A 13,075-nucleotide genomic window follows, 5' to 3' on the forward strand; every position below is an offset into this window, starting at 1 on the left:
GATTTTTAAGTTACCATATACATTCTCATGAAGGAAGGTGATAGACCATGAATGAAAAATCTGAGGACAGAGTACTCAAGGACAACAAAAACAGACATGCAGAATACTACGGTATGCAAGCGGTGTTTGATGAATTGTACAAAAAGTCTAACGAAGGGAAAAAGTTTAAGCATCTCATGAGGACTATCACGTCAAAGGATAACATCCTTCTTGCTTATAGAAATATTAAGCGAAACAAAGGAAGTTACACACCTTCGGTGGATAGAACAACCATAGAGACGATTGAACGGATATCCCAAGATCAACTTCTAAGGAAAATAGAAAATCGTTTCAACAACTACCAACCAAGAAAAGTTCGTAGGAAGGATATTCCAAAACAAAACGGGCAAACGAGACCCCTTGGAATACCATCGTTTTGGGATAGACTCGTCCAACAATGTATATTGCAAGTCTTGGAACCAATATGTGAAGCCAAATTTAACACTAGAAGCTACGGTTTTAGACCGAATAGAAGTACAGAACACGCTATCGCAGATGCAAACTTCAAAATAAACCAAACAAACTTAATGTATGTGGTTGATGTGGACATTAAAGGTTTCTTCGATGAGGTAAATCATGTAAAACTGATGCGTCAATTATGGACGATCGGGATACAAGATAAACAGCTACTGGTTATACTACGAAAGATATTAAAGGCACCGATACAGTTGGAAAATGGGAAAGTCGTTAATCCAACAAAAGGAACCCCGCAAGGAGGATTATGCGAAGCTTTGCATAATCCGCCTTATGCAAAGTTAAGCGTTATGCAAAGTAATATTTATATTCCCTATAAATACGGGCTTTTCATTCCATTTACTTTGCATAATTTCAGGGTTCTTTTACTCCAGAAAACCAAAAAACCAATGTCCCATCGCTTTTATTTAAGTCAGGATACTTCTGTCATTTCAGATCGACATCCGGGAAAATTACGGACATAGTGAATGAGTATTACCAAGTTGTAGCATTTCCTGCATCATCATGGATCTATTCGATGTAGTCTTTCGCTTGAAGCATTCGAGGCTTTGGCATTTTGCGATACTTCGGATATTATGCTAAGAAAAATGAATAGGATCATTGAAATACAAGGATTTTAATCGATTACTTTGCATAATTACTTTCTTTGCATAAGGGGGGATACTCAGTCCCTTATTAGCCAACGTCAACCTAAATGAGTTTGACTGGTGGATAAGTGACCAATGGGAAACAGCGAAGACACGGTATAGCTTCAAATATAAAAACAAAGAAGGTAGAACAGGTAGAGACAACAGAGCCTTGAAGAAAACCAAGTTGAAGCCAATGTACATTGTGCGTTATGCAGATGATTTCAAAATCTTCACAACTACTCGAAGCAACGCAGAGAAGATATTTAAAGCTGTGCAAATGTGGTTAGAAGAGCGCCTAAAGTTACCAATCTCAAAAGAGAAGTCGAAGGTAACAAACTTAAAGAAGCGAAAAAGTGAATTCTTAGGATTCGCGCTTAAAGCAAAGGCAGAACGAAAACAGGTACAACAAAATACGTAGCAGAAACACATATGTCCCAAAAAGCAATAAAAACAGAGAAAGCGAAACTAATTGAACAAATTAAAAAGATACAAAAAACCCCAAACAGCTCAAATTGCATTAGGGAAATCGCAAAATACAACAGCATGATAATTGGAATACATAATTATTATGAAATCGCTACGCATGTGAACCTAGACCTGAAAAAAGTAGGTCACGAACTGCTGAAGCAAATGTACAACCGATTTCCAAAAAGCAAACCGAACGACAAGAATGCAAATGGGTTTACTAGATATGGGGAGTATAGGGGCAAAGACAAAGGGATAACGAAGTATACTAAACGAGAGAACAATTACACTCGATACCTTATGAAAAATCCAGTACTTCATCTAGCCGATGTTAGAAATAAAAAACCAATGATGAAACGTAACTCTATCAACAAGTACACTGAAGAAGGACGAAAGTTAATTCATAAGAATCTAACAAACGTATCCGAAACAGAACTTAAGTGGTTACGGGAACACCCTGTATTGATAGGTAGAGCAACGGTAGAATACAACGACAATCGCTTATCGCTTTATGTGGCTCAGAACGGAAAATGTTCGGTTACTGGCGAGCAGTTAGATCTATTAGACATGCATTGTCACCATAAAATACCGTGGCATATAGCACACGATGACAGCTACCAAAACCTAACTCTAATCAAATCAGATGTTCACAAGCTAATACACGCAACAAAAACAACAATCATAAGGACTCTTCTGAAAAGGTTAAATCTGAATAAAAAAGCTATTGAAAAACTGGATAAATTAAGAGTGTTGGTGGGGAACAATCGTATTAATGAAAAAGGAAATGATTTAGATATTTTCAACAATGAAGTTAGATATGAACAACTAACGTTGTTCTAAATACAAAATAGAAACTCAAATAGTCCAAAGGATAAATCATGATTGAATGATAAAGAAAACATAATTTTCGAGGGAACGCCGTGTGAGGTGAAAGTCTCACGCACGGTGTGGGACGAGGGAAAACTGAAAAGAGAATGGAACTCGTAAGAGTTTTACACTTAGTAGGTTACCTATCGTTATTACGGGTCTAGAGTTAAAACATAGGGAAACTTATGTGTCATCCAACGATGACGTGAGTGGTGTAGAGTAAAAATGCGCCCTCTGAAATACGCTATACCGAACAAAGGCGGTATCCAGCTCACAGGCTTAAAGGAAGCACCTACGTCCAGTATGGATAGCTACGTTGTAAGGGACTTGGGAAGCAAGGGACGTTGAAACAAGGACTGTCATCCGAAACGGTACTATAAGGCATATGCTGAAAGGTATTTATCCTTGTGAAGGTAGGGGTACGACCTGTGAATCTTCTGTAATGGAAGTGGAGGAACAGCCCCAAGTCTAGCGAATGGAACGATGGTTTTCCAAGCGTTTATCGCGCCGATCGGGTAGGAATGTGTGATTTTACACAGTGCGAGCTTCAGACAAGAGTTTTCTGTTTGGACGATAGTTTTCCTCTTTTCTGAAGTTAACGAGGAACTTATCACCTAGTACATATCGTTAGATGGAGCGCCGGATGCTGGGAAACTAGCACGTCTTGGTGTGGAGCAGGTTGCGCCTTGCAAGCTCGAAGAGCGCATGCAGCCTGAAATGGCTGCCTTGATAAAGCTTAGCCAGCAGTCATGTACCGAGTCTTGCGTGGTGATATGGCAACATACACGGCGAAGCGTAGACAGGGAGATGAACAGGCCGGAATAAAGTGAAAAGGATAATTAGCCCCGAAATCACACGAATTGTGAAGCAGCCGACCTGGTCTTGCTATGGGGAAGGCAGAAGCGGCATCACCGGTAAAGGCGAGGAGATGTTTCGTTGCTTCCGGGGTTCGTACCTACGGCATGTCATCAAATGGGCTCTTTGGGAACAAGGGAGGTCTGACAGGCTTCCGCAGGAAAGCGGATAGAGTTGGACAAGCCTTACAAAGCGAGGAAAACTCGAAGGTCTGTCAGAAGTCTTACTGACTGATAGTACTCTGAAGTAGGGAGAGCCTATTACGTGGGGAAGCGGTCAGCAGAAATGGAATCTTTTCTAAGGAAACATGGGCTCCATTCAATGGGAGGATACGGGCCTTCATACAAAGGGAGGGGAAACCCAGTCATGACAACGAAATTAGAAAGAATAGCAGTGAAAGCAAAGAAGGAACCAACACTACAATTTACGTCTTTGACTCACCATGTCACAAAGGAACTGATTTGGAAAAGTCTCCATCATATGCCAGAGGATACAGCACCTGGGATAGACGGGGTAACAGCTACCGAAGCCCAAAGGAATTTTCCGTTATGGGCTGATAAGATGATGCGTGATATCCATCAGAAAGGTTATAAACCGCCTGCGGTGCGTCGAGTTTGGATACCTAAGCCGGGAAAAACGGAAAAGCGTCCAATTGGTGTGCCTGCAGTGGCTGATCGTGCGTTACAAAGAAGTACAGCACACATGCTTTCGGCCATTTATGAGCAGGACTTTCTGGACTGTTCATTTGGTGGAAGACCAGGACGTGGCGCCCACCATGCATTGGCTACACTCAATGAAATCATATCCGGTAAGAAAGTTGGCTGGGTTCTTGAAGCAGATTTGAAGAATTACTTTGGCAGTCTTGATCATGAGTGGATGATGAAATTCGTCCGGCATCGGATCGGAGATCCGAGAATTCTTAGCCTTATACAACGATGGTTAAAGGCAGGGGTTATGGAAAATGAAGAGATTGTAAGAAGCAAACAGGGAACCCCGCAAGGTGGGTCAATCAGTGTTTTGTTAAGCAATATTTATCTTCATTACGTTTTGGATCTGTGGTTCGAAAAGAGTGTCAAATCAAAGCTTAAAGGAGAAGCTTATCTTATTCGGAACATTGATGATTTTATTGTCTGTTTTCAGTATCGTGCCGATGCCAGACGTTTTCACGACGCACTCCAGCGTCGATTGGGTAAATTTGAGCTCAGGTTAGAACCCGACAAAACGGGATTAGTTGAGTTTGGGCGGTTTGCCAAGAAGCATGCCAAAGAATGGGGAAAGAAGTTAAACACCATTTATTTTCTGGGGTTTACACACTACTGCACCCAAAACAAGAGAGGAAACTTTATGGTGGGACGAAAGACGGAAAAGAGTAGGTTGAAAAGAAGTGTTACAAAGATGCAGGAAACTTTGCGGTACATTCGACATTGGCCGATACAGGATCAAGTAATCAAAATCAACCAAAAGCTACAAGGGCACTATAATTATTACGGTGTAGCAGGAAATTTAGAATCACTATGCAGGCTATACAATGAAACTGAAAAGTATTGGCGAAAGATGTTGAGTAGCCGGAGTCGGAAAGGATATGTAAACTGGGAGAAATTCCAGCATATTAAGTCCTTGTTTCCATTGGTACGTCCGAAACTTTCAATTCCATATGGAAAATTGAAAGGGTACGTACGGCTGTGAAACCATTTCTGAAGAGCCCGGTGCGGGAAATCTGCACGCCGGGTTCTGTGGGGGTTGAGGCCACCAACTGAGTGTCCCTTCTACCTGGAGGAAAAGCTGGAGATAACCTCAAAGGCTTACCTATTGCTAACCATTCCAGAATAAGACTTGGCTCCCAATCCTGCGTAATACGAAAGGGCCATTTTGCGGAATAACTTGTTTTGAAAATGGTGGGGATTTGAGAAGATTTTATTAAGCTAAAAAGTAAGAGGGTGATTAGATGAATAAGGATGAAGATTATGAAGTTGATAAATGGGATATTATCTTATCAATTATTCTAGTGGTTTCTCTGTTTATAGGTTGCGTAATTGTAGGCATTTTAGTTTATGAGATGCTTGAAAAGAATCAGGTTGAAAATGCATTACAATTAAAGCAAAGTATAATTATGCGAAAGTCTATGGCTATATAGGTGGTTAAATTTTATTTATTCGTCTTCTGTAAAAGGGGCCGTTCCGGAAAAAGACTTGGCACCCGTTCCATACATAAGGGCCATTTTGTGAGATAACTCTTTTGTAATACTAATGGACAATAAGGTCGGGGATAATGTTGCAAGATGAGAAAAAGTACTCTTGGTTGAGCTATACATCTTTTGGATTGGGGATTTTTTCTTCTTTTGCTGTAATTATTTCATTTTTTTCCAATGCACTACCAATTTATTTAAAGCTAACTGTATACTTAGTACCAATAAGTGTCCCTGTTTCCATAGTACTAGGTATAATAGCTTTACGAAAAAAATGAGAAAGGATTATTAGCCAACATAGGGATAAGCCTAGGATTAATAATTGGAATTTCTTTGTTCTGTATTATAGGATTTTTTGGCTTATTACCCCTGTTCATCCAAATTAAAAATAGGAGAGCTTCAAGAAACCAGCATATAGTAAAAATACAATAGTAACTATTTTATATATAGTGAGAAACTGTTCATCAATGAGACCTATAAAAAATAGGTCAACCAGTTCAATGACCGGCTGACCATATAATACGATCGGGCGCAGTAATCGAATAAGGTTACTTCCTTCTGAATGAATCTGGTTATTTAATGGAATAAGACTTCTTATAAGCATATTGATTTTAATAAAGGTGGTTTTTTCTGAATAAACCTTTTTGGATTCCGTTGCTTACCTCTATTGGAACGATGATTTTGCTTTATTTGATAGGGAATATTGCTGATGTTGATTTTCTTGTATTTAGAATGTCATTGCCATATTTTGAGATTTCGCTACTACCAATCACTGCTGGGATATTAGTGGGGTTTATCAGCGAACGTATTATCAAAAAAACTAAGCAAGAAGAAAGATCTGAATTTGGTTAGATAAAACCTAATTGTTCAATTATACAAACTAATATCAGAAAAGCTTGTTCAAGAATACGAACGGGCGCCATTCTTGAATAAGTCTTAGCGCCTGTTCCATACATGAGGGCATTTAACGGAATAAATATTGAGTTCATTTTTTCTGAGTTATTTAATTATTTGGAAGATCAAGATACTCGCCTGTGTTAAAATTAAGGTATATGTACTTAAAAAATATATACGAGGTACACGGCGTACTTCCTCTGTGCGGGACTGATTGATTTTCTCTAAAAAATCACGATTTTCCTACGATAAATGAAGTTCAGCTTTTCTTCGTTTGAATGGCATGGTATCCTCTCCCAAAATGTCTTTAGCACTAGGGTACCACAAAACACCATATATTTATAATATTTTTGAATTGAATTACTAGGTATCTGCAATGGGACCTGTTTGAGTCCAATCATTTTATTCGTTATAATTATGTTCATAATAACCATTTTCAATATCTTTTAACCTCATGTTAAGTGAGTTTAGTAGCCCAAAACAAATGATAGAATCACGGAAAACATTGTCCTATATGAACATACAAGGGTTACAACTACGTCAAACCTTAGGGAGTTTTATATGAACCAATCAACAATAGCTGTAACTGGAATGGGGACCGTGTCACCATATGGTGTGGGTATTCCAACCTTTTGGGAAAATGTAACTGCCAATCGTTCGGCAGTAGATGAAATTGAGGATAAACAACTACGCAGTTATTCCCCGGTAGGAGCTCGTGTTCCTAATTTTGATCCATTGCAATTTCTTCCAAAAAAACTTACCAAAAATACGGATTATTTTACCCAACTTTCCCTGATTGCGGCAAAAGAAGCATTAACCGATGCACAACTGTTAAACAAGGATGGGGAGACCCTTGTTTCCGGAATTGATCCGGATCGAGTCGGGAGCGCAATTGGCACAGCCTTTGGCGGTATTCAATCCCTTGAATCTGGTTCCAAAAAACTAGCAACTGGAAATTCCAAGCGGGTCGGACCGCGAATGATTTCCAAGGCGATTCCCAATGCAGCATCCAGCACCATTTCTATGCAATATGGTTTCCATGGACCATCTGTTACCTATGTGACCGCTTGTGCGGCTTCGGCAAATGCGATTGGTGAGTCCATGTTCTGGTTTTTTCGTGATGATGTTGATTTCGTAATAGCGGGTGGAGTTGATAGCTTATGGTCCAATGTTTTCTTATCAGGATTGCGTGATGCGGGTGCTTTGGCAGTGAAAGGTCCGGACGACCCAACTACATGGTCACGTCCATTTGATGTCAATCGGACGGGGATGATAATGGGGGAAGGATCAGCATTGTTTGTGCTCGAGCCACTAAAACGTGCCAAAGCGCGTGGTGCCCATATATATGCCACATTAAAAGGTTATGGGGCATCCAATGATGCCCATCATGATACGGCGCCGGATCCAAAAGGTTACAGTGCTGCTTTAGCCATTAAGCGGGCTCTTCGTTCATCACAGTTAACTGCCTCCGACATTGATTATGTGAACGCGCATGCGACTTCAACTCTTGCTGGGGATGCTGCAGAGACAACAGCATTACAATCGATATTTGGCAAAAAGTTGGATTCAATTCCGGTCAGCTCGATTAAAGGAGGCATCGGCCACTTACTTGGCGCTGCAGGTGCGATTGAAAGTACAGCGTGTATCAAAGCATTGGAATCAGGAATTATTCCCGCTACATTACATTGTGAAAAACGGGATGAGAAAACGCCGCCCGATGTGGTACCAAATAAAAGTCGAAAACAACGTATTACAACGGCGATGAGTAATTCATTTGGCTTTGGTGGCCAAAATGGTATTTTAATTTGGCAAGCCCCTTGATATTCAGCAATGACAAAGAAGACATAGGCAAGTTTTCCAATTACGTAAAATGGAGGATGATACGATGTCAAGCAACCAGCAAACCATCCCTTCTGTTCTGGAAAGACGGCGAGCTTTAGAAGAACAATTTCCGGTATGGGAAAAAAATAGCCTTGCCACCCATTTTAAAAAGCAATGTCACATGTATCATGATCGCCCGCTTATCGTGATGCCAGACCATGTTATGACGTATGGAGAAATGTGGAAGAGATCTTTTTTATATGCAAAGGCATTTCTTAGCATGGGGGTTAAACGTCGAGATCATGTTGCCATCCTGATGACTAATCATCCTGATTATCTTGCTTTGTTCACTGCTGCTTCCATTGTTGGAGCAGTTGTCGTTCCAATAAACACACAGCTTCGGGAGGAGGAATTAACTTATATCATCAGGCAATCTGATACGAATTGGTTGTTGTTCCATCAATTTTCAGGGAAGAAAAACCATGCGGAAGTGATTAAAAGGATTGCCGAAAACCTTAACGCATCACCTAATAGTTATCTCAAACAGGTTGTTTGTATACCAAATGCAGATGCTCCCGTACCAAATGGTTTTATCGGTTGGTCGGATTTTATTTCGGGAGCGGATACTGTTTCTGACTATGAGGTGGATCAACGGTGGCAGGAAGTAGATGAGCCTGACGACTGTGTTGCGATTATTTATACGTCTGGTTCAACAGGATTGCCAAAAGGGGTAATGCTAACCGATGAAATGATGTTACGTTCGGGGTTTGCGACTTGTTTGAGTAGGGCTTATGAAGACGGCAGACGTATTTTCGCTCCATTACCTTTTTATCATGTCTATTTTCTTCAGGAAGGTCTGTTCGCGGTTTCATTTGTCGGCGGAACTATGGTCACCTGCCTTGGTTTTTCTCCATTGCAAGCCTTTGGGTTGATGGAAAAGTATCAAGTCCATGACTTTCTTGCAGTGCCATCCATGCTTGTCGCCATGTTGAATCGGTCCGAATGTAAAACGTTCCAGCTGGATCATCTATATGCACTTTTATGTTGTGCTGCTCCTTCTCCTGTACCACTTTGGAAACGTGCTGTCGAAGCATTACAGGTAACGGAAATTGGGACAGGATGTGGGGGAACGGAGGCCTCTTCCACGACTATGCTGACTGAAATCGGTGATTCGCTGGACATTATTTCCACGAAAGTCGGCAAAATCAAATTAGCTGGTGCAGCAGGTGATCCAGAATTTGGTTCTGCAAGTGTAATGTATAAAGTGATTGATCCGGATACCGGTGCTGATTTGCCAGAGGGGTCAGTTGGTGAACTTGCAGTGCGCGGGAATGTTGTTACTCCTGGATACTACAAAAACCCTGAGGAAACCGCCTTTGCAATCAATCATGACGGCTTCCTCCGTAGTGGGGACCTGGGTCAAATCGACAAACAGGGTTATATTCAGCTTTTTGGAAGAAGCAAGGATCTTTACAAAGTATCTGGTGAAACGGTTGCTCCCAAAGAAATAGAAGACGTCATTTCGCTTCATTCAGCGGTTAACCAAGTGTATATCATCGGTGTTCCTGATAAATTGACAACGGAAGCCGGTGCCGCCTTTATTGAATTAAAGCAGGGTGTTCACTGTACGAAGCGTGAAATCAGGGAATGGTGCAAAGAGCGCGTTGCCCGTTTTAAAATCCCGCGTTATGTTTGGTTTGTTACAGCCAATGACTGGCCATTAACCGGAACGGGAAAGATTCAAAAATTCAAGCTGCAGACAATTGCCAAGGAAAAGTTGTCCAAACACGCCGAAGATTTTCTTATGTAACTTGGGGACCTTATTTTTTTCCATTACTTCATCGGCCTGCATGCTTTTCAGGAAAAAGCACCGTTTGATTCTTCCTCGATAACGCATTTCCGCAAGCGTTTTGACGTTGATTTTGTCAACGATCTCAATGAGCGTATCGTTGAAGGACAACAGAAAACAAAATCTCAAAAGCGGTCGAAACATGATCCATCGGATCATGATGATGGCCCTCCTTCTGCAACCGGAGGTGGATCAAGCCAGCCGAAAGGGAATCAGAATGAGCCATCGTCCAATCAGGGTAAGCTCTTGTTGGATGCCACTTGTGCTCCTTCAGATATTGCTTATCCGACCGATATAGGGTCACTGAATGAAGCCCGTGAAAAGCTTGAGAGTATCATCGATACACTTAATGGGCCATTGGTGGGCCAACAGCGTAAACCCCGCACGTATCGGCGTAGAGCGCGCAAACAGTATCTATCTCTGCCCAAACAACGCAAGCCTAGTCCAGATAAAATCTGGAAAGGCATTCATCAGCAGCTAGGCTATGTTCGCCGTAACTTGAAACATGTTAGGATACTTACCATGGGGGCTGGTCTCCACAGGTTAAATAAAAAGAAATATCGAGATCTTCTGGTCATTCAAGAATTGTATCGCCAACAAGCCATCATGTTTGAAACAAAAAGCTCAAGCATCGAAGACCGTATCGTCAGTATCAACTAACCCCATGTTCGTCCCGTTGTGCGTGGAAAGACAAACGCCCGTGTCGAATTTGGTGCCAAACTATCTGTCAGCCTCGTAGAAGGGTGTGCTTTTCTGGATGTGTTGTCGTGGGATCCCTATCACGAAGGCACCCGGTTGCGGGACTCGGTTCAAAAGTATCAAGAACGCCATGGACATTATCCGGAGGCCGTATTAGCCGATACCATCTATCGGACACGCGAAAACCGTAAATACTGCAAGAAACGCAGAATTCGCCTGAGTGGTCCGAAGCTTGGCAGACCGTCCAGGATGAACAGATTAACGCGGCCCAAAAGCGGGTGGAGCGTCAGGATGTCTCCGAGCGGAACGCGATCGAAGGAAAATTTGGAGAAGGCAAGCGCACGTATGGGGTGGGTCTTATTTCAGCATGCCTTCAGGGCACAAGCGAGACAGCCATATCAATCAGTTTACTCATGATGAACATCGGAAAGATCCTTCGGGGTTTTCGCTTTTTTGTTTATTTTCCATGTGACACTTTCAAGAAAAAATAATCATCTTTACAGTATTTGAGTAATTGAATTTTTGTAACACTGGTTATTCAGTAGACCCTAAGTAGCCCCTTTGTACTGCCAGTTGTCCTATTTGGATTAGCTACTAGAGCAAGCAAACCTATGGTATTGATAAAATAGATGCCATGAATAAGTGAATTATAGATAGTTAGGTTGTTCAGTAACACCAGCTTATATATCTGAAAAGATTGTTTCGGGCGCCATACCGGAATAAGACTTGCGCCGTTTTTGCTTATATACGAAGGGCCAGATTATGGAATAATGTCTTGTCCTTTTAAGTAAATATATCTTGGCCACTTTCCTTTCTTACAGAATTGTAAGAAAGAGGTAAGGTAAATCGATGTTACATAATCCTTCTTATCCTTTATTTTGAATTACAAATGCTTTGCAAGGAGGGTTTCCGTTGGAACAGATAACAATGATCATTGCTTTGGTTTCATTAGGTGGATGCTTTGTTCTATTCTTGACCAGCATCTTAAATTTTCTTCAAAATGTCTTTTCTGAAAAACATAAAACATCCTTTTTGGGTAACAAGTGGACCAAGTCCGCATTAGGACTATTTGCTCTTTATATTGTAAGCTTTGCTGCATACATCTTCACCCAATTCTAGTTTATGTTGTATATAGTACCTTTAAGGGCGAAAAAACGGAATAGATGACAGGGTATAAAATCGCATTATTGGATGATTTTGCGGAATGAAATCATGTTAAAATTGAATCAGTGCTCACAGGTGTGGGGGTAGCCCAATGAACGATACAGTCAAATGTCTGGTCAAAAAGGTGAAACAAGGAAACCAACTTGCTTTTAGTGAGTTAATCAAGCTCTACCAACATGAGGTTTACCGAATCTGTTTCCGACTAATCAGAAACCGCTATGAAGCAGAAGATCTTGCCCAAGAAGCCTTTTTGCGAGCTTATCAGAACATTAACAGTCATGACAGCAATAAAAAATTTTCTTCCTGGTTATTCCGCATTGCCACAAATTTAACAATTGATCGGTTGAAAAAGAAAAAGCCGGATTATTATTTAGATGCTGAAGTGGCTGGTGCGGAAGGTATGACGATGTATACCCGGATTCCTGACAATCATCAATTACCGGAGGATCAAGTAATCGGAATGGAATTACAGGATACTGTACAGAAAGCAGTTTTTCAGTTAGCACCAGAATATCGCTCGGCCATTGTATTGAAATATATGGAAGATTTGTCACTGAGGGAGATTAGTGACATCATGCAGATTCCTATTGGAACGGTAAAAACAAGAGTGCACCGTGGTCGTGAAACATTATGCAAGCATTTAGAACCTGTACCATAATTACGGGATTCACTCACTACGTAGTAACCAGTAACAATAAAGTCGTTTTCCGCTCGTAATCGCTTGTTATGAATGTGAATCGAAAAAGATAGCTCCTCTCAAAGCATGTAACTCATGAAAGGAGCTATCTTTTTTAAATGCCATCGCTCGATGGAAAGATGTCATTATACCGGACATTGTCATTGCAAAGTCCACAGTCTTTTATTCGTTTATTCAAAAGGGGGGGTACTACCTTTACTTATTATATCATATTCGATGCGGCTGTCGTATACATTTAACGGTAGTTATTTAGGAAAATACCATTTTCATGGGGTAAATGGTACTGTTTACGCAAGATGGTTATTCAAAAAAAGGCGCGGTAATCGAAGTTCAATTTACAAACAAGATGATAATATGAACTCGTTGTGGGTTGCGATTTATTATCATTACATTGGCAGCTGTATTTGGTTTTTTGAATAGATGTTTTAAGTCACACC

At 41.0% G+C, this 13,075-nt stretch carries 8 protein-coding genes and 3 pseudogenes; all 11 read left to right on the plus strand.

Going from position 1 to position 13,075, the window contains the following annotated elements:
- Positions 1–47: 47 nt before the first annotated feature.
- Positions 48–773, plus strand: a pseudogene (locus tag ON01_RS08510) (reverse transcriptase domain-containing protein); the annotation flags it as partial.
- A gap of 394 nt (positions 774–1,167) precedes the next feature.
- Positions 1,168–2,447: pseudogene (locus tag ON01_RS08515) on the plus strand (reverse transcriptase domain-containing protein); the annotation flags it as partial.
- A 1,248-nt stretch (positions 2,448–3,695) separates the two neighbouring features.
- A complete protein-coding gene (gene ltrA, locus ON01_RS08520; RefSeq protein WP_040912405.1) occupies positions 3,696–5,015 on the plus strand; it encodes a group II intron reverse transcriptase/maturase in 1,320 nt (439 codons plus the stop codon).
- A gap of 259 nt (positions 5,016–5,274) precedes the next feature.
- Positions 5,275–5,463: a hypothetical protein gene (locus tag ON01_RS08525; protein ID WP_010530610.1), complete on the plus strand. Its 189-nt coding sequence runs from the start codon at positions 5,275–5,277 to the stop codon at positions 5,461–5,463.
- Positions 5,464–6,969: 1,506 nt separating this feature from the next.
- Complete coding sequence (locus ON01_RS08540; RefSeq protein WP_010530612.1) at positions 6,970–8,229, plus strand: beta-ketoacyl-[acyl-carrier-protein] synthase family protein; 1,260 nt, start codon at positions 6,970–6,972, stop codon at positions 8,227–8,229.
- A gap of 64 nt (positions 8,230–8,293) precedes the next feature.
- Positions 8,294–10,039, plus strand: a complete 1,746-nt coding sequence (locus tag ON01_RS08545) for a class I adenylate-forming enzyme family protein (RefSeq protein ID WP_010530613.1) — start codon at positions 8,294–8,296, stop codon at positions 10,037–10,039.
- Between the two features lie 288 nt (positions 10,040–10,327).
- Complete coding sequence (locus ON01_RS18560; RefSeq protein ID WP_029329062.1) at positions 10,328–10,738, plus strand: hypothetical protein; 411 nt, start codon at positions 10,328–10,330, stop codon at positions 10,736–10,738.
- Between the two features lie 99 nt (positions 10,739–10,837).
- Positions 10,838–11,008: pseudogene (locus ON01_RS20220) on the plus strand (IS5/IS1182 family transposase); the annotation flags it as partial.
- 47 nt (positions 11,009–11,055) lie between these two features.
- Entirely contained in the window at positions 11,056–11,268 is a 213-nt protein-coding gene (locus ON01_RS20225) for a transposase (RefSeq protein WP_029329063.1), read from the plus strand.
- A gap of 421 nt (positions 11,269–11,689) precedes the next feature.
- On the plus strand, positions 11,690–11,896 hold the full coding sequence (locus ON01_RS08555) for a hypothetical protein (RefSeq protein ID WP_010530614.1): 207 nt from the start codon (positions 11,690–11,692) through the stop codon (positions 11,894–11,896).
- 136 nt (positions 11,897–12,032) lie between these two features.
- Positions 12,033–12,599: an RNA polymerase sigma factor SigW gene (gene sigW, locus ON01_RS08560; protein ID WP_010530615.1), complete on the plus strand. Its 567-nt coding sequence runs from the start codon at positions 12,033–12,035 to the stop codon at positions 12,597–12,599.
- Positions 12,600–13,075: the final 476 nt, after the last annotated feature.

Origin of the sequence: Lentibacillus jeotgali (genome assembly GCF_000224785.1) — a bacterium.
Lineage (GTDB): Bacteria > Bacillota > Bacilli > Bacillales > Amphibacillaceae > Lentibacillus > Lentibacillus jeotgali.